Consider the following 17,817-nt stretch of genomic DNA (forward strand, 5'->3'; position numbering starts at 1 on the left):
TCTAGACATCTCGTCTAGCCACCAAGGAGGTGCATCATGACTAGCAAGGTTTTGATTGTTCTTGAAAGCGGTTATCGCTTTGATACCGACCCCAGCGGTAGCCCCGATTTTACTTACACCACACTGGTTAACACCCTGACCAGTGCGGGCTTCCAGATCACCCGTGCCCATCGCGACAATGACTCTACCCCCGGTGTTATCCAGTCCTTTGATTTTGCGGCGCCGGGTGTGAACCTGCTGCAATACGATGTGATTTGGCTGATTGGTTTGCGCGGGCGCAACCTGTCGTTTGGTGCCAGTGGCACTTTTGATTTGAGTGAGCCAGAGATTGCGGCTATCACCCGGTTTATGGATGCCGGCGGCGGTGTGTTTGCCACCGGTGACCATGACAGCCTGGGCGCCGATATGTGCGGCCGAATTCCGCGGGTGCGGGCGGCGCGCTGTTGGTACGGCGCTGGTGCTGACGCTACTCCGCCCGACCCCCATTCGCCCATGCCAGCCGATTTCCCCAAAAACTTCCCGCCTTTTAGTGTGGCCCGTGCCGATACTACCCGCACCAACCCCGCGGGGAATTACAGCGAATTTGCGGCGCCCTTTGTCTGGTTTGAAAACCAGTCTGACTCTGTGCCCCAAGTCATCACACCGGTTTCATCGCCCGCCCATCCCATTTTGCGCAATGGCGACAGGGATATAGAGATCTACCCGGATCACATGCACGAGGGTAATACTCTGGGCGAGGTGCCCGGTTATAACTACAACCAGACGCTGAGTTTTGACGGTGAGTCCTTTGTGGAATTCCCCAGCATGGCCGGCGAGCACCCCAAGCCAGAGGTGATTGCCACCGGGCAGGTGCTGGAGAATGCCTCGCGCTTTGCCGGCGGCGGCACGGCAGATGCGGCTATTGCCTCCAGCAAATCGGTGAATACCCTGAGTGTCTATGACGGTCGCCGTGTGGGTGTGGGCCGTATCGTGACCGGCGCTACCTTTCACCACTATGTGGATATCAACCTGACCGGCGACTCCGGTGTCACCCCCGGTGTGCGGCAGACCCGAGCCGGTGCCGATGCCGCCAAGGGCCAGGGGTTTGGTTTCCCCGGTGCCGAGCAAACCTTTAACGACATCAAAGCGGTGTATATCAATATCACCCGCTGGTTGGCGCGGCCGCGGCCGGCAGTCCGTTTGATACTGGAGCGCAGCACCTTCGGGCAGGATGAAGTGACGGTAAACCCGGAATTTGCCGGCGCCTTTCTGGTCACGGTTGATGGTCTGAAACCGGGGGACTTCCCCGGCGGCGGCATTTCCACCCTCAGCCCCTCGGCATCGCAGTTGGCTGCCTGGGCACCGGCGATCAGTGTAGCGGGCGCGCCCGCCATTGAAGTGGTGCCTACCGCCATCGCCAGTGATGATCCGGTACTGGCGGCGCGGCTGCAGCGTTTTACCTTCACCTACCGGGTGCGGTTTGTGGGCAACGCCTTTGGTTTTGCCGAACCCCAGCGCACGCTGGAGGTAAACGCTGCGCTGAATGCCAGCTCCGGCCTATTAACCGACACCGCCTGGATTCAGCTGGTGAAATCCGCCAACCCCTTTATGCTCGATTTGGAGGGCGGCAATACCACGCCCTGGCTCAGCTCTGACCTCAAGGTATTCCGCGTGGTGGAGGGCGAGTCGGTGCATGGTGTAACCCTGCCCAATGGCGCCAGCCGCGCCCAGGCGCTGCAGTTCATCAACAGCCTCACCTCATCCATCACCCCGGCGCAGTTTGAGGCGTTAACGGGCAATCAGGCGGCATCGGCGCTCAGCCTATTTCCGCTGACGACCAGCGGGCGCAGGGTCTACAACTTTGCCGTCGCCCGGGTGAGGCGCAATGGCACGCTGCTGGCGGCAGACGACGTGCGGTTGTTCTTCCGCATTTTTACCTCCCAAACCACCGCAGCACTGACTTATCGCGAAGCCATGGGCGCGCCGCTGGAGGGTTACCTCAAAACCCCCGGTGCCAACCCCATTGCCCTGCCGGGGCAGGCCGGGGGCGAATGGTTGTCCTTCCCCTGTTTTGCCGAGGCGCGCGCGGCGACACCGGCCGGCCAGCAGGATACAAACAATGTGAAGGACATCAGTACCAGCGAGAGCAATAAGTTCTTTGGTGTACTGCTGGATAACAACCTGACCGGCAATTACCTGCCCTCCACACCCGCTGGCGGTGCGGTGCAGTCGCTGCCCGATTTGTTAATGGGTGAACACCAGTGTCTGGTGGCGCAAATCGAGTTTGCCGGCACGCCCATTCCCAACGGCGCCAATCCCAGCACTTCCGACAAGTTGTCGCAGCGCAATATCGCCCTGAGCGAAGTGGCCAACCCCGGCCTTGCGGCTTCACGGGTCGCGCTGCACACCTTTGAGATAGAGGCCCGGCCGCAGCCGATTAGTGACTCACTCCTGCCCGACGAATTACTGCTGGAGTGGTCGCGCAACCTGCCGGAGGGGACTTATGTGAATATCGAAATCCCCTCCTGGCGCGCGCGCGAGGTGGTGGCACTGGCCGACCGTTTATACCCCCTGCACAATATCCGCGCGCTGGATGAACGCACTATCCAGATGCCGGCCGGTGGCAGCCGTTATCTGCCCCTGCCGCGCAGCCTGCATCGCCAGACCGGGGTGATCAGCGTGGAATTACCGCTGGGTATCAAAAAGGGCCAGCGCTTTGATGTGGCGATAAGGCAAATCACCAACCGCGGCCGCGACGTGCGTTTCCCGGCGCCCAAATTGCGGGAGATCTCCCGTAAGGAAGCGGAAAAACTTATTGCCGGGCTGCTCAAAACCGGGGGCGATACCGCTAAAGGTGACAGCAGCAAGGTGCGCCAGCTGATGAGTGCCAAAGGCGGGGTATTTGACCTGGGCGATAACCGCAGCCTGGTCACCGACCTCTCGGTACTGGATGCCCAGGGCGACCACGCAGTAATTATCGAACACCCCGACCCCAAAGCTGTGGAAGCGGCGCGGCGCGAGGCGCGTATGTGGCGCCAAACCCTGGGCGCCTTCCAGCTGGGTATTCCGGTATCGGTAAAGGACGAGATGCTGCTGCATCACCTGCGCCTCTTATCGGTCATGACCTGGCGCGCGGCCAAACTCAGTCGCACCAGCCGCTGGTACGCGAGTTTTAATCGCTACGTCGAGCTGTTGACCGACAAGGTGCGCGCACTTGGTGGCGATCCCTTCAACCTGCCCGCAACCCCGGACGGACAAATTCCGCAATTGGATGCCAAGGGCGATCAACCCGCTAATCCGGGGCAGGGTGCTGCTGATAACGGCGTAGGCGGCGCGAATCAGGGTTATCTTGAACCGGGCGCCGATGAGTGGCTGGTGGATGCCCAGGGCTTGCCGGCCCCGGCCGATGCCAAAGCGGGTATCTGGTCAGGCAAGGTGAGTGGGCTGTTGTACGATCACTTTGGCGATTTTGAAGGCTTTACCCTGGAAAACTACGCCGGCAATCACCTGCGCTTTTTCAGCCGCGAAGGCGCCATTCACGATCTGGCACAAACGGCCTGGCGCGAGCGCTATTTGGTGACGGTAATGTCGGTCGCCGCTAACAGCCGCGAAGTGCGTCGTCTGCTGATTCGTGGTTATTAAGTTTGTAGCTAAAAGTTTGTAGCTATTAAATTCGTGGTTATAGATGTGAAGTTGTTTTACGTTCGGATAACAAAAGGCGCTGCGGCGCCTTTTGTTTTTTGCCTATCAAGACTGTGGCGGCTGGGTGGTGTTAAACGGCGGGTAATTGCAGATTTGCCGATAAAAGTTTTCCAAATTGGCGAAGGGAGAAAAATCAATCTGCTCGCGGAATTTACTCCAACCCATAAAACAGCCGAGGCGCAATTGGGCATCATTAAATCGCCCATTCGCAGCAATCTGCGTAATAGCGCTTTGCTCTAACTCGGCGAGTGTGGTGTGTACACGCGCGGCTTGGCGCTGCAAGTAGGGCACCTGTGAAATCACTACGCCATCGCGCTTGAGAAAAAATAAATTCACCGTGGCATCCAGCGCGGTATTCACCAAACACAGCTGATCCAACTCTTGCGCGCTTTGGCAAAAATGTTGTCCGGCTTTTTCGCGCAAATATTTAATGATGGACGCTGAGTCGGTTAAAAAAATATCGCCGTCTTCCAAAAAAGGAACGCGCTGGGTGGGCGATTTCGCCGCGCTGCCCGCCTGATCGGTTTCGATAAATTCGCAGGGTTGCTGTATTTCCTGCAGCACTATGCGCACGTGGCGTACAAAAGGGGAGGTGTAACTGCCGTAAAGTTTCATGCCTGCCTCGGTTTATTGTTTAGGGGGAAATTTAAACGCTTGGCGGGCGAGTAATTTCCAATCGCCCGCCTGTTTTTGCCACACCAACAACACACCCAATTCAATGCTGTTGGGCACACCGCCGTCTTTTATATCGGCGGTTAAACGGTGGCGCACCAGCGCTGTGTCGCCGCTCAGGGTGATGCTTTGCTCGTGTAAATCCATAGTCACAAAATCGGATTTGCCGCTGGCAATTTTTTCCACAAATTCGGCCTGGTTTTCCATGGTGCCACTGGAGTGTCCATAGCTGAGTTGCGGCGCTGAAAGTGCTAGCAGTGCGGCGCGGTCGCCTTCAATCATGGCGCTGCGCAGGGCGTTCACCTTTTGCTCCAGTTGTTGCTGATCGCTGCTAGCAAAACTGGTGCAGGCGAGGCTGGCACATAACAGGCCGAGTAATAGTGGTTTCATGGGTGCTTCTCCGCGAGTGGTGGGCATTGCTCTTGTTGTTGCCCAAATGGAAGTTGCCGATGAACAGGATTGTAGCGGCTAGCGCAGTGGTTGTGCGTTAAAGAAGGGCAAAGTCTGGCGCGACCGATTCACAGGGCGATGGGTTATGTGAATCCAGCCTGTCAAAAAGGCCTGATATTCCAATCGGGTTTTTGACAAGCATGATGTTTATCACGACACTGATGTGAAGCTGGTCGCGTTATTTTTGTGGTCAGCAACCGGTGTTTCCATCGCAGAGGGAGTGTTTTTATGTCGGAATCCAGAGTGGCCAGAAACCCCAACAAACCCAGCCTTGCCGAGCGTTTGCAGCATTTGGTGGATGATCGACGCGGTGCTCACAAAGCAGTTCCTATCAACCTGGGCAGTTTCCTTAATGAATCGCAAATGTTGGCGCTGCACAGCCTGGAAAGTTTTGGCTGGAGCCTCTGGTTTGTGCGTCGCCCTTTATTTATGCCCGCGGTAGTCGTGGTTGCCAACGGTGAGTCAACCCAGCACGCGGTATTGGAAGAGGACGGTTCAGTCAATTTAAAACCGCAAATCCATTTACGACATTGACTCAAACATTATTCAGGCGCGATTCAGTGCGGCGCGCCTAGCATCAATTCCACTATCCACCGGAGTTGCTGCCATGCCCAAATTCCTCAGTTACTTTGCACTTGTTACAGCGGTTTTATTTTTGGTGGGCTGCGGCGGTAGCGGCAGTGCTGCTTCTGACCCCGGCGAGGACTATCGCCCCGAGTTGCGCGCCTTCGATATTATCGATAGCTACGACACAGATACCGCCAAACCCAATCACCCGCCACTGGCGCTCAGCCCGTATTTTTACGATGGTTTGTTTGAAGTCTTTTGGTCGGTCAACAGCCTGGAGGATTACACCGTTAGCTTGCGTATTAATGATCGCGCCTCCATCGCCAACAGCATTTTAATCAGCTCGCAAGTGTGCGGTGCCGGGTTTGCCTGTGATCAGGGCGGCGGTTGGATTTGTGAATACACCAATGATTTTTTTATGTCTTGCGACACTTCATCGCGCGAGGTGGATATCTATCCATTGATTGATCAACTGCCCCAGCGGGTATTTCTATTGTTGGAAGTCTGCGACCGCAATTCCGGCTACTGTGAATACGATTATTACCCCGTCACCCTGGAATAAGTTTGCCGGTGTTAAGGCTGGATAATTTTTTGCGATAAGTTCATGCTGCCGCTTTTTTTGCGGCAGTGATAATGATTAGCGACCCTCTGTTTTATTGCCTCGCCATTCCGGTGGTTATTTTAGTGGGCATGTCCAAAGGCGGCTTCGGCGGCGGTTTTGGTATGCTCGCTGTTCCGCTCTTGTCACTGCTTATAGATCCGCGCTTGGCGGCTGCGATTTTGTTGCCAATCCTCTGTGCCATGGATGCGGTTGGCCTGTGGAGTTTTCGCGGCACCTGGGACAAACTCAATTTAAAAATCCTGCTGCCCGGCGCACTGCTGGGAACCCTCGCCGGTGCGCTCACCTTTGAAATGGCCAACGCCGATTGGGTGCGATTGCTCATCGGTTTACTGTCGATTTATTTTGTCATTCACTACCTTTGGGGCAAACATTTTTTGGAGCGCATGGCAGCGCGCCCTCCCAGTAAAACTGCCGGTAGTTTTTGGGGCGCTGTATCCGGTTATGTCAGCTACATTGCCCACGCCGGCGGCCCGCCGGTTGCGATTTATTTATTGCCGCAACACCTGCCCAAATCCACGCTCGCCGGCACCACCATTTTATTTTTTGCGATCATCAATTTTGTAAAACTTATTCCCTACGCCCTGCTCGGGCAAATCTCCGGCGGCTCTTTTTACACCTCGCTGTTGCTACTGCCGCTTGCCCCATTGGGTGTACTGCTGGGCGTGTACTTACATCGCCGCGTCTCGGATCGTATTTTTTACCGGATCAGTTACAGCTTTTTGTTGTTAGCGGGTATTAAGTTGACTTATGAAGGTGCTGGGGGAATCTTTGGTTAACTCTGGTGGGCTGCTATTTGTAAGGGGAATCTATATGATTCGCGCGCAATTGTTTGGATGGTAAAAAAACGAAAGTTGAAACGAAAAACTGAAACAAAAAGGAAAATGGATTATGCGTGCATTGTTAACGGCCGGGTTATTAACCTTACCTATAACTACTTGGGCAGTGAACACTGAACCTGCAGGGTTTTACGCGGGTGTTGGGGTAAGCCAAATTGATTATTCAGGCAAACTGCCTTTGTCGCTGGATGAAAAGCCGGATTGGACAGCATTGGAGTTATCGGGCGGCTACAAACACAGCCCATTTGTGGGCGTAGAGTCGCGCCTTGGTTTTGCTGGCTCACCTGAACTGTTATACGGCGGTGTTTATTACCGCACAGAAAGCGCCAATGACACTGCAAAAACTTATCTGTTGCTGGGTTTTGCGGGGGCCAGTATTGAAGGCAAGGCTGGTGATGATGTTTCGCTCTCCGGTTTGTCCTACGGCGCGGGTGTTGGGTTTCCGGTTGGTCGCAATTTCAACCTCAACCTTGAATATCGCATGTTAGTGGATGATAGTGATGCCGACGTAAATATGGGTGCATTTGCGCTCAGTATGGATTATCGCTTCTCTGGCTTTAGGGCGGGCGCCAGTGGGGCTCAAGCATCGTTTACACCAGCGACTGATGCAGGATTTTATGCAGGCCTTGGTGTGGCTCAAATCGAGCTGAGTGAAGATGAGTCCTATGAAGAAGATGAGTTTGATGATGAACTCGACGAAGAATTGGATGATGAAGATGCCGAAGACGGTGCGCCGGATCTGAAGTGGAATGCGGTAGAGTTGATTGGCGGTTATCGTTATAACTCGCTGGCGACTGTTGAAGCACGCTTTGGGGTGAGTGATAAGGATGAACTGCTGAGCTTCACTTACGCGTCCTTGTATTATCGCCCCGGTGTTGAACTATCCAACGTGCAGCTTTATGGTTTGCTCGGTTATACATCGGTTCATACTAAGTTTGAAGATGAACCTGATGAAGAAACGGGCGAGGTAGATAAAGAGAGCGATACAATTTCAAGCTTTTCTTATGGTGCGGGTGTTAATCTGCTGATTGGCGAACAGTTTGGTGTTGGTCTTGAGTATCGTTTGCTGGCAAGTGATGAAGGCGATGGCTATTCCAGTGATTTGAATGCGTTGGCCGCGAATGTACATTATCGCTTCTGATTTTTAAGTTCAGATCGAGAGAAAGGAATCTCTCGTTTATTTTTATCCCATTTCCACGTAAAACCTGAAATCAAGATTCCCTTCTCTCGTTTCCCTGTGTTTTAGCCGACCTTTTATTTAAGGTGTGATTGCGTCAGAACTACTGCTCTCGCTGCTCGCCAAGTCCTGCGCAATAAAACAAAAGGTTTTTATTTTCTCCTCTATTTTAGCGGCCGTGCTGGAGCTGGCTTGTTGTTGCCGCCAGAACTTGCAGTCCACGCTGTCGGCTTTTTGTTGGCGCAACTTATCCAAACGCTCTGTCTCGGCTTTATCGGCCAGTTGCTGTTCGCGGCGCGCTTCGGCGGCGGCGAGGAAGCTTTCGTGGGTAAGTGTTTCGGTCTCGCTGGCCGTTTCGGTTTCAGCATCGCTTGCCGCTGCAGTGTGCGGGTTTCCTGCTTCCGTCAATGCTGCCGCCGGTTCTTGAGTTGGCGTTTCTGTGGCGCTGTTGCCGAGTTGGTTTAACGCGGCTTGCATCGCGGGTTGATGATGCGCCGCTGTCGGTTTTTCAGCAGCTGCGGGCGCTTGGTTATCCGCCATTAACCAGTAAGTTGAGCCAACTCCCAGTAAAAATAAACCTGCGCCAGCAATTAATGTTTTTGCCCCGATTTCCATTGCGTGCTCCTTGTGTGCATCTGGGTTTTTAAAAATCTGCAAAAGGCTCCCGGTGTTATACCGGGAGCAAGTTTCATCAAATATCTAATGCCAAACATCAAATATTTTGCCGTTAAAAAATTACTTCTTTTTCAACGCTTGTTGTAACAACGCACCCATGCTGCCCATAGCGGCGGGCGCCGGGTTGTTTTTCTGCGCGGCGCGCTGTTGATTTTGCGATGGGCGACCACTGCCTTTATTGCCACCTTCCACTTTTTCACCGGGCGTATCATCCAAACGCAGTGACAAGGCGATACGTTTGCGCGGCACGTCCACTTCCATCACCTTGGCTTTGACTATGTCGCCGGCTTTCACTGCTTCGCGCGGGTCTTTAATAAAGTTGTGTGACAGCGCGGAGATATGTACCAAACCGTCCTGATGCACACCTATATCCACAAAGGCGCCAAAGTTAGTCACGTTGGTGACTGTACCTTCCAAAATCATGCCCGGCACCAAGTCGGTAATTTCTTCCACACCTTCCTGGAATTGCGCCGTTTTAAATTCCGGGCGCGGGTCGCGGCCAGGTTTGTCCAATTCTTTGATGATGTCGGTGACGGTGGGCACACCGAATTTTTCATCGGTATAGTCTGCCGCTTTTAAGCTGCGCAGGAATGATGAATCGCCAATCAATCCTTTTAATTCGCGCGCGTTTTTCTGTGCGATTTTTTCTACCACCGAATAGGATTCGGGGTGAACTGCAGAGGCGTCCAGCGGGTTATCGCCACCGGCAACCCGCAAAAAGCCCGCTGCTTGTTCAAAGGTTTTTTCACCAAAACGCGGCACTTTTTTGAGCGCGGCGCGAGAATTAAATACGCCGTTCTGGTTGCGGAATTCCACAATGTTATTGGCAAGTGTGGTGTTTAAACCGGAGACGCGCGCGAGCAGTGCGGCCGATGCAGTGTTCACTTCCACACCCACGGCGTTTACGCAGTCCTCCACTACCGCATCCAGCGAACGCGCAAGTTGCGATTGCGACACATCGTGCTGGTACTGGCCAACGCCGATGGATTTCGGATCAATTTTTACCAATTCGGCGAGTGGGTCTTGCAGGCGACGGGCGATAGAAATCGCACCGCGAATGGTCACGTCCAAATCCGGAAATTCTTTGGCGGCGTATTCAGAGGCAGAATAAACCGAGGCGCCGGCTTCGCTCACAACAACCGTAGTGGCTTTAATGTCAGTGTGTTTTTTTAATACATCTTTGGCAAATTTTTCGGTTTCGCGCGAGGCGGTGCCGTTGCCGATGGCAATCAAACCCACGTCGTATTTTTTGCACAGGTGCACCAGCATAGCTTCGGATTCGGCGATTTTGTTCAGCGGCGGCGTGGGGTACATCACCCCGTGATCTACCACTTTGCCGGTGGCATCCACCACCGCGACTTTCACGCCGGTGCGCATACCTGGGTCCAGGCCGATGGTGGCTTTTTGACCGGCGGGCGCAGCGAGTAATAAATCTTTTAAGTTGGATGCGAACACTTTAATCGCTTCCTCTTCGGCTTTTTCACGCAGCTCACCGAGTAAATCGGTTTCCAAATGGGTGAGCAATTTGACGCGCCAGGTCCAGCGCACCACTTCGGCAAGCCAGCCATCCGCAGCGCGGCCTTTGTCATGAATTTGCCAGTGCTCGGCGATCATGGTTTCGCAGGGGTGGCCAATGCGACTGTCTTCATCGCCCACTTTGATACTGATGGTCAGCACACCTTCATTGCGGCCGCGGAACATGGCGAGGGCGCGGTGTGAAGGTACAGATTTAAGCGGCTCGTCGTGTTCGAAATAATCGCGGAATTTTTGCACTTCCTGCGAGCTGTCGGTTTCTTTGCCGGTGGCAACACGTGCGGAAAAGGTCGCTTCCTGTTGCAGGAAATGGCGCAGTCGGCCGAGCAGTTCGGCGTCTTCGCTGAATTTTTCCATGAGGATGTACTTGGCGCCGTCGAGTGCTGATTTCACATCGTTAATACTGTGCTCGGCATTGAAATATTTTGCCGCTTCCACGTCGGGCGCGAGGGTTGGGTCGGCCAGCAGCGCTTCGGCCAGCGGTTCAAGGCCGGCTTCCTTGGCGATTTGGCCCTTGGTGCGGCGCTTGGGTTTGTAGGGCAGGTATAAATCTTCCAGGCGGTTTTTGGTATCGGCGATCTGGATTTCGCGCTCCAGTTCCGGCGTGAGTTTGTCCTGTTCGGCGATGGATTTCAAAATCGCCGCACGACGATCCTCCAGTTCGCGCAGATAGCGCAAACGCTCTTCCAGCAGGCGCATTTGCGAGTCGTCCAGACCACCGGTCACTTCCTTACGGTAGCGGGAAATAAAGGGAACTGTGGCACCTTCATCGAGCAGGCCAACAGCGGCGCTCACTTGCTGCTCCTGTACGTTTAATTCGTCGGCAATGCGTTTGGCAATACTGGGTAAGCTGGTCATAGCGGGAAACTCGTCTATCGGGCTTATGGAAAAGGGCACCATTATCGCCAAAATCCCCCCGCCTGCCAGACTTGTTTTTGCCCCGGCTTTGTGACGGGCGCGGCCTTGCACAATTTTTTTCATGGTGCTGAATCCACAGGTCAGGCTCTTGTGTCTTAGGAGGTATGCGCAGAAAAGTTATTTATTCTCAGTCAGATTTTTTGGAGGTTTTTATGGTGGTTCGCACAGCTTTTTTAACGGCATGGTTGTTGGGGGGATTGTTCACCCTGGCGGCGCCCCTGGCACTGGCGGAGATGCAGGCAAAAGTCTACCCGGTTAAGGATTTCAGCGAGTTTGTGAGCGGCGGCAATACCAAAATCGAAATCACCCAAAGCGACAACGAATACCTGCGGGTAGAGGCAGATGCCGAGGTTATACAGCGGGTAAAGGTGGATCAGACCGGCAAGCGGGTCAGCGTCTGGCTCAAGAGTGACAAAGGCGGTGTGTTCAACTGGTTTGGCCAGGGCAATGAGCCGGTGAAAGTGATTCTCGGGGTCAAGCAGTTGGAATACCTGGAGCTATCCGGTGGTGCCCATGCCCGGGCGGGTGAGCTGCGCGGTGGGGATTTCCGCTTTAATGCTAGCGGAGCCGCCAATGCCGATTTTGCGCTGCTGACGCTGGATAAGTTATCCGTGGATTTATCCGGCGCTGCCAATGCGCGTCTGGCGGCGGTGATGGTGCCGGCGCAGCGCTATGATATTTCCGGCGCATCCAATGTGGATATCAAAGGAGGCAGCCATGCGGATCACCTGTGGGTCAGCGCCAGTGGCGCCAGCAATTTTCGCGGCAAACCATTGGTCGCGCGTCAAGCAGAACTGGATGCCAGTGGCGCCTCACACATCAACGCCACCGTCACCGAAATGCTCACTGCAGATGCGAGCGGCGCCTCCAGTGTGGAGTATTCCGGCACACCGCGCGCCAAATCCAAGGCGACTGGCGCCAGTCATGTTAATGCGCGGGATTAATCCAGCGGCTATCGCTGCAGATTTTTAAGGCCATACATTGCCTTGTCGGCGTGGTGCAGCAGGTCTTTTTCGTTGTCGCCATGCAGCGGAAAATGCGCCATGCCAATACTGGGGGTGATGGGCAAATGAATCTGATTTGATTCCAGATCCCGCAGTGCAAAAGGCGTTGCAAACTGGCCGAGAATTTTCGCGGCTACTGTCTCGCTCTGTTGCGGGTGTTCAATGTTTTCCAGCAGGATTACAAATTCGTCGCCCCCAAAGCGGGCAATGGTGTCGCACTCGCGCACACTCAGTTCCAGCCGCCGCGCTACTGCCTCCAATAGCTGGTCACCAACCGGGTGACCGTAGTTGTCATTCACGGCTTTGAACTTATCCAGATCCATAAATACCAGCGATAACATCTCGTTGTTGCGCCGTGCTCTGGCCAGCGCGGATTGAATGCGATCGTAAAACAGCTCGCGATTGGGCAGGCGGGTCAATTGGTCATACAGCGCGCGCTGCTGCAGGCGCAACAAGAGTTGGCGACGGTCGATAGCTGCGGCGACCTGATTGGATACGTACTGCAACAACTTGAGGGTTTCGTCATCGTAGACTGCACTTTCGCTGTAACTCTTGATCACCAGCGCACCCATAGTGCGCCCCTCGATCACCAGCGGAACGCCAAGCCAGGAGCGTGCCTGCATCTGGTTTTCGCCTGTGGGGGCCACTCTTGCGGTGTCCAGCAGCAGGGGCTGGCCGCGGCGAATCAGGCGGGCGTAATCGCTGTCGCTGGCAAGGTGTTGGGTAGCCGGTAGCGGCTGGTGTTGATCCACATGGTAGGGAAAGCTAATGCAATCGCTGGCGGCATCGTAAAGTGCAATCACGCAGTTATCGGCCGGCAGCAGGGCGGCAATAATCTGATGAATATGGCGATAAAGGCTGGGTAAATCCTGGGTGTTGTGGGAGGCTTCGGCAATCGCGAAGACTGCCTGCTGCACCGCCTCCGCGCGTTTACGCAGGGTAATGTCGCGCGCGACCGCAACACGGCACTGATTCTCCTCCGACCAGCGCGCCGACCACATGATGTGGGCAATCTCGCCATTTTTGCGCTGGTAGCGGTTTTCAAAGTGCGGCTCAGGTTCGCCGGCGACTATGCTATCAACCGCATTGAGGGTGCGCTCGCGGTCATCCGGGTGAACCAAATCGAGCATTTGCATGCCCATCATTTCGGCTTGGGTGTAACCAAAAATGCGCTCGGCGCTCGGGCTTACGTATAAAAAATGGCCGTGTTTGTCCACCACACAAACGGCATCGACTAACAAATCGATATATTTGCCCAAGGTGGGGAAACTGAGGGTGGACATAGCTGTCTTTACTGCTCCAGTGAAAATGATTGTCGCCTGCTTAATTCAAGCTCAAGCATAGCTGTTGCGCCTGAAGTTTGCGATGACAGCGCAAGCCATTCACCGGGGTAGATTCATACGGAGTTTTTGTGATGGTTAATGTTTTTTTATCTACTGCGGTTAAGACACCTCTGCGCATCGCCCTGCTGATTGTTGCGCAGGCAATGGCTGCACCGGCTTGGGCGCACACCGCCAGCCATTCGGAGTCACCCGGAGTGGCGGATTTACGGCGCGCACTGCAGAGCCTGCGCACCAGTGAACCCATAGTGCTGGATGTGCAATTCAAACTCTTTGGGCGCAGCGGCGACGATAAGGATCTGCAGGCGCGCGAAGGTTTATTGCAGCTGCAACTGGAGGATTCGCCCAGCGGTTTGCGAATGCACTACGCTCCAGCCGTGATTCACCAATTGCGCGATGAAGAGCTGGCAAAAACCGTGGATGAGGATGTCAAAAATTCTGCGCTCAATGCCATTGGCCCTTTCGATTATTGGGAGTGGCGCGAGCTGGTGTACCCGGTTGATCAATTGGAGTTGATGCTGGCGCGCTACCATTTTGTCAGTGAGTCGGACAGCTACTACGAGGCTAAACCGGCGCGCCTGCTGCGCTTTAGTTTGCCCAAAGAAAAAATTGATAAACGCTATCGCAAGTACGTTAAAAAATATCGCAATCGGCTGGATCTGTGGATTGATGAGCAAGGTGTGCCGCTTGCCAGCCAGATGACGGAAGCGGGCACCGGGCGAGTGTTTGTGGTGGTGGGGTTCCAGTTTAAAAATCAGGTGAAAATGGAATACCAGCGGGTGGGCGATCGCCTGATCACCCGGCGCCGCGAAGTGAACGATGAAAGTGAAGGTGCGACCATGCAAAGTGAGCGTCACTTCATCAGCCTGGTCACGCCCGCGTCTGAATAATAGCGGGCGGCTTCGGGGCACCAAGCGATTTAAATTCTGTTAGGCTGTGGCGGCATTTCCGGTGTGTAGCAGTGCCGGGTGCCCAAGGTAAATATTCTAACTCTAAAGGGAACTACGCTATGTTAAAGCGCTATTCTTTGCTGGCAGCGAGCCTGCTGCTGGGTACACTCTGGTTGGCGGGCTGCGAGTCCACCGGCCCCGCCCCGGCGGCAACACAGGGGCAGCAGGCTGGTGTGGTTGCGGTTGAAAATGCCCGCATCATTAAAAGCCCGAATGATGATCGCCAGTATTCGGCGGTGCTACTGCCCAACGGTTTGCAAGCCGTTTTGGTCACTGACCCGGCCAGTGAAGTCGCGGCAGTATCCCTTGCGGTAAAAGTGGGAAGCTATCAAGACCCGGATTCACAATTGGGCCTCGCGCACTACCTTGAGCACATGTTATTCCTCGGCACTGAAAAATATCCCGAGCCCAACAGTTTCCAAAAATTTGTGGATGGCAATGCCGGCGTATGGAATGCCTACACCGCGCGCGACCACACCAATTATTTTTTCCAGTTAAAAGCTGATCAGTTAGATAAAGCGCTGGATTTTTTCAGCGACTATTTTCGCGCGCCCACCTTTGACCCCCAGTACAGCGATAAAGAGCGCAACGCGGTCAATAGCGAGTGGTCCATGGGGCGCACTAACGACAATTGGATCATGTATCGCATCAGCGGCCTGACCTCCAACCCGGCGCACCCCGCACACCGTTTTACCACCGGCAATTTGGAGACGCTGTCAGATAAACCCGGCTCACTGCTGCAGGAGGAATTGCGCGCGTTTTACAACCGCTATTACTCCGCCAACAACATGAAACTCACGATTGTGGGCAACCAATCGCAAGCCGAATTAAAAGCGCTGGCTGAAAAACATTTTGCCTCTATCCCCAATAAAAATACGCCGCGCCCTGAAGTGAAAGTACCCGGCTTGACCAAAGCCGAGCAGGGCCAGCATATCCATGTAAAAACCCTGAAAGATCTCAAACAATTATTTATTGAATTCCCTATCGCTGATAACGGTGATTTGTGGCGGGTAAAACCCAATGAATATTTGCACTACCTGATTTCCTCGGAAGAGCCGGGCACCCTGGGTGAACAATTGCGCCGCGAAGGCTTGGCCAATTCGGTGAGCGCGAGTGTATCGCCGGATGAATACGGTATGGACGGCACCTTTTCGGTGTATGTCGACCTGACCGCAAAAGGCATGGACAGCAAAGACCGGATTATCAGTTCGATTTTTGCTTACATTGAATTAATGCAAGCCAAGGGTGTAGATGAGCGCTATTACCGCGAAATCAAAGCCATGTGGGACAAGGATTTTGCCAGCGCGGAAAAACAAAAGCCGCTGCAACAGGCGATGGAGTTATCGCCCAAACAATTTGATTACCCGGTAGAAAATTTATTGAATTCAGGCTTCGTGTATGAGCGCTTTGATGCCAAGGCAATTCATGCAGTACTCAAACAATTAACGCCCGAGCGCGCCCGTATTTGGCATGTGAGTAATAGCGAAACCACCGATCAAGCAGTGCCTTTTTACGAGGGCGGTTATGCCGTGAAAAAATTCACCCGCGCGGAATTAAAAAACTGGGCGAAATTGGGTAAAACCATGGAATTTAAATTGCCGCCGGAAAACGATTTGTTTACCGACAAACCGGCGCCCATTGTTGCTGCGACCCATCTCAAACCACACAAGGTAATAGAGCAAAAAGGTGTAGAGGCCTGGTTAGTGCACAACGAACACTTTCAGGAAGATAAAGGCCTGCTCGAATTAAATCTGAATATCGATTTTGCCTACAACACTATTCAGGAATTGGTTGCTGCAAATCTGGTCTCCGATATTTACAGCATGCACCAAACCTCGCTGGTGGATCGCGCCGGGCGTGCAGGCATCACCATAGGTTTGGCGTTAAGTGCAGAGAAGGGGCAGCTATTTAGTATTTATGGCTACACCGAAAAACAAGCTGGCCTGGTGCAAACCCTGCTGCAGGATTATGTCGCGCTCAACCTGAGTGAAGATGATCTGGCAAAAGCCAAAGACCGGTTGGTAAAAAATATTGCCAACAATAAAAAAGAAATTCCGATTCGTCAGGCGTTTAACCGTTTTGGTTTGCTGACCCGCGCCAAAGGTAACTGGAGTGACGATGAAGTTATCGCTGCGGCACAAACAATATCGCTCGCGCAACTTCAAGCGCATCACCAACAAGTGCTGGCCAATCATCTGCTGCGCATTTATGCCGCCGGTAATTTTACTGACAACACAGTGCGCCATATTGCCACCCAATCGGCAGCGACCTTGGGCAGCAGCAAATTACCGGCCGAGCGTTATTTAATGCAGACCATTACCCCGGTAGCGGGGAAATTGGTGAGTGACAATGTGGATATAGACCCGACTGACAATGCCTTGGTAGATATTTATCTAGGCAGCCAAAAAGACCTAAGCCAGCAGGCGCAGTTGATGTTGTTAAACGGTTTATTCAGCACCGATATTTTCACCCAGCTGCGCACCAATGAGCAGTTGGGTTATGTGGTGGGTAGCACTGCCTCTGCGCTGAATGATTACCCGCTGTTCGGCCTTTATGTGCAAACCACCAACACCAGTCTTGCGGATTTAAAAACACGGATGGATAAATTCCGCCGCGATTATCTGGCCAGTTTGCAAGCCCTTGAGCCGGCGCAGCTGGAGCAATTAAAAGCGGCAGAAATTGCGCAGATACTACAAAAGCCGAACGATTATCGCGCAGAGGCAGCGCGCCATTTGCAGGAATTTAAAGAGGCAAAATTCAGTTTTGATCGCAAGGAACAGTTTGTTGCCGAGCTGCAAAAAGTGACCAAGGCGGATCTGATTAGTATCTACCAGCAGTTGGTATTGGGTAAAAAAGGCCAAAATCTGGTGATTCAAACCCGCGGTGCCAATTACCGTAACCAGAACTTTGCACCGGTAAAATAATAGCGAATGCCTCTGGCATGATTGCCAGAGGCATTTCGCAGCCGGCTGCCGTAGAATAGTTGTTATGTTTAACTGGTGAGATGACACAATGAGCACAAAAACTGACGATGATATTTTTTGGGAGTGGGTGGAGAAGTTTATCGACCAGGCGAACACCGCCTGCGATAGCACTGATCCCGGCATAGTAAGCGCCGCGCTCATGAATGCCGCTGCGCGTTTTAACGCTTATGTCGTCGCGCAAAGTTCATTGGATAAAAATGAATTCGCTGAAGATGTAGAAGGCACCACCAATTATTTGACCGGCCGCTATCGCGATTTTCTCAAAGAGCATATGGAGGATTACCGCGAGAATTACGCCACCCTGATTGGTGTGCGCGAATTGCCGGAGGAGTAGCCGGCACGGATGGAGAATTGAAAAGCAGCTTCGGCTGCTTTTTTTATGCCTGGGGCTAGCCGCCTTTACCTGAC

General features: G+C 53.6%; 14 protein-coding genes. 9 read left to right on the forward strand and 5 right to left on the reverse strand.

Annotated features, from left to right (window positions below):
- The first annotated feature begins 36 nt into the window (after window positions 1–36).
- Window positions 37–3,621: a hypothetical protein gene (locus ACFODX_RS09955; RefSeq protein WP_378118614.1), complete on the forward strand. Its 3,585-nt coding sequence runs from the start codon at window positions 37–39 to the stop codon at window positions 3,619–3,621.
- Between the two features lie 105 nt (window positions 3,622–3,726).
- On the opposite strand, the gene ACFODX_RS09960 is transcribed toward ACFODX_RS09955, so the two are convergent.
- Window positions 3,727–4,296 carry a glutathione S-transferase gene (locus ACFODX_RS09960; RefSeq protein WP_378118616.1) on the reverse strand — a complete coding sequence of 190 codons (570 nt, stop codon included), beginning with the start codon at window positions 4,294–4,296 and terminating at the stop codon, window positions 3,727–3,729.
- 12 nt (window positions 4,297–4,308) lie between these two features.
- A complete protein-coding gene (locus ACFODX_RS09965; protein ID WP_378118618.1) occupies window positions 4,309–4,743 on the reverse strand; it encodes a nuclear transport factor 2 family protein in 435 nt (144 codons plus the stop codon).
- Between the two features lie 288 nt (window positions 4,744–5,031).
- Here ACFODX_RS09965 and ACFODX_RS09970 point away from each other — a divergent pair, with 288 nt between their 5' ends.
- The 4 genes from ACFODX_RS09970 to ACFODX_RS09985 all read left to right on the forward strand — a co-directional run bounded on the left by ACFODX_RS09970 (window position 5,032) and on the right by ACFODX_RS09985 (window position 7,969).
- The gene (locus ACFODX_RS09970; RefSeq protein WP_378118620.1) at window positions 5,032–5,337 is read left to right on the forward strand and encodes a hypothetical protein; all 306 of its coding nucleotides are present in this window, start codon (window positions 5,032–5,034) and stop codon (window positions 5,335–5,337) included.
- A 73-nt stretch (window positions 5,338–5,410) separates the two neighbouring features.
- Window positions 5,411–5,932, forward strand: a complete 522-nt coding sequence (locus tag ACFODX_RS09975; protein ID WP_378118622.1) for a hypothetical protein — start codon at window positions 5,411–5,413, stop codon at window positions 5,930–5,932.
- Between the two features lie 71 nt (window positions 5,933–6,003).
- Entirely contained in the window at window positions 6,004–6,768 is a 765-nt protein-coding gene (locus ACFODX_RS09980; RefSeq protein WP_378118624.1) for a sulfite exporter TauE/SafE family protein, read from the forward strand.
- A gap of 112 nt (window positions 6,769–6,880) precedes the next feature.
- On the forward strand, window positions 6,881–7,969 hold the full coding sequence (locus ACFODX_RS09985) for an outer membrane beta-barrel protein (RefSeq protein ID WP_378118626.1): 1,089 nt from the start codon (window positions 6,881–6,883) through the stop codon (window positions 7,967–7,969).
- A 117-nt stretch (window positions 7,970–8,086) separates the two neighbouring features.
- On the opposite strand, the gene ACFODX_RS09990 is transcribed toward ACFODX_RS09985, so the two are convergent.
- Window positions 8,087–8,620: a hypothetical protein gene (locus ACFODX_RS09990; RefSeq protein WP_378118628.1), complete on the reverse strand. Its 534-nt coding sequence runs from the start codon at window positions 8,618–8,620 to the stop codon at window positions 8,087–8,089.
- Window positions 8,621–8,740: 120 nt separating this feature from the next.
- Window positions 8,741–11,071 carry a Tex family protein gene (locus ACFODX_RS09995; RefSeq protein WP_378120084.1) on the reverse strand — a complete coding sequence of 777 codons (2,331 nt, stop codon included), beginning with the start codon at window positions 11,069–11,071 and terminating at the stop codon, window positions 8,741–8,743.
- 212 nt (window positions 11,072–11,283) lie between these two features.
- Here ACFODX_RS09995 and ACFODX_RS10000 point away from each other — a divergent pair, with 212 nt between their 5' ends.
- Window positions 11,284–12,075: a head GIN domain-containing protein gene (locus ACFODX_RS10000; protein WP_378118630.1), complete on the forward strand. Its 792-nt coding sequence runs from the start codon at window positions 11,284–11,286 to the stop codon at window positions 12,073–12,075.
- Between the two features lie 8 nt (window positions 12,076–12,083).
- Here the strand turns inward: ACFODX_RS10000 and ACFODX_RS10005 are convergent, their stop codons facing one another.
- Window positions 12,084–13,418, reverse strand: a complete 1,335-nt coding sequence (locus tag ACFODX_RS10005; protein WP_378118632.1) for a diguanylate cyclase domain-containing protein — start codon at window positions 13,416–13,418, stop codon at window positions 12,084–12,086.
- Window positions 13,419–13,546: 128 nt separating this feature from the next.
- On the opposite strand from ACFODX_RS10005, the gene ACFODX_RS10010 reads away from it, so the two are divergent.
- From ACFODX_RS10010 to ACFODX_RS10020, 3 genes are all read left to right on the forward strand, one after another.
- Entirely contained in the window at window positions 13,547–14,365 is an 819-nt protein-coding gene (locus ACFODX_RS10010; protein ID WP_378118634.1) for a hypothetical protein, read from the forward strand.
- 119 nt (window positions 14,366–14,484) lie between these two features.
- The gene (locus ACFODX_RS10015; RefSeq protein ID WP_378118636.1) at window positions 14,485–17,349 is read left to right on the forward strand and encodes an insulinase family protein; all 2,865 of its coding nucleotides are present in this window, start codon (window positions 14,485–14,487) and stop codon (window positions 17,347–17,349) included.
- 88 nt (window positions 17,350–17,437) lie between these two features.
- The gene (locus ACFODX_RS10020; protein ID WP_378118638.1) at window positions 17,438–17,743 is read left to right on the forward strand and encodes a DUF3144 domain-containing protein; all 306 of its coding nucleotides are present in this window, start codon (window positions 17,438–17,440) and stop codon (window positions 17,741–17,743) included.
- The last annotated feature ends 74 nt before the right edge of the window (window positions 17,744–17,817 follow it).

The organism is Cellvibrio fontiphilus, assembly GCF_042646205.1.
Classification (GTDB): Bacteria; Pseudomonadota; Gammaproteobacteria; order Pseudomonadales; family Cellvibrionaceae; genus Cellvibrio; species Cellvibrio fontiphilus_A.

Coding starts and splice junctions, on each gene's coding strand:
- ACFODX_RS09955 (WP_378118614.1), top strand. CDS start 37: ATGACTAGCAAGGTTTTGATTGTTCTTGAAAGCGGTTATCGCTTTGAT.
- ACFODX_RS09960 (WP_378118616.1), bottom strand. CDS start 4,296: ATGAAACTTTACGGCAGTTACACCTCCCCTTTTGTACGCCACGTGCGC.
- ACFODX_RS09965 (WP_378118618.1), bottom strand. CDS start 4,743: ATGAAACCACTATTACTCGGCCTGTTATGTGCCAGCCTCGCCTGCACC.
- ACFODX_RS09970 (WP_378118620.1), top strand. CDS start 5,032: ATGTCGGAATCCAGAGTGGCCAGAAACCCCAACAAACCCAGCCTTGCC.
- ACFODX_RS09975 (WP_378118622.1), top strand. CDS start 5,411: ATGCCCAAATTCCTCAGTTACTTTGCACTTGTTACAGCGGTTTTATTT.
- ACFODX_RS09980 (WP_378118624.1), top strand. CDS start 6,004: ATGATTAGCGACCCTCTGTTTTATTGCCTCGCCATTCCGGTGGTTATT.
- ACFODX_RS09985 (WP_378118626.1), top strand. CDS start 6,881: ATGCGTGCATTGTTAACGGCCGGGTTATTAACCTTACCTATAACTACT.
- ACFODX_RS09990 (WP_378118628.1), bottom strand. CDS start 8,620: ATGGAAATCGGGGCAAAAACATTAATTGCTGGCGCAGGTTTATTTTTA.
- ACFODX_RS09995 (WP_378120084.1), bottom strand. CDS start 11,071: ATGACCAGCTTACCCAGTATTGCCAAACGCATTGCCGACGAATTAAAC.
- ACFODX_RS10000 (WP_378118630.1), top strand. CDS start 11,284: ATGGTGGTTCGCACAGCTTTTTTAACGGCATGGTTGTTGGGGGGATTG.
- ACFODX_RS10005 (WP_378118632.1), bottom strand. CDS start 13,418: ATGTCCACCCTCAGTTTCCCCACCTTGGGCAAATATATCGATTTGTTA.
- ACFODX_RS10015 (WP_378118636.1), top strand. CDS start 14,485: ATGTTAAAGCGCTATTCTTTGCTGGCAGCGAGCCTGCTGCTGGGTACA.
- ACFODX_RS10020 (WP_378118638.1), top strand. CDS start 17,438: ATGAGCACAAAAACTGACGATGATATTTTTTGGGAGTGGGTGGAGAAG.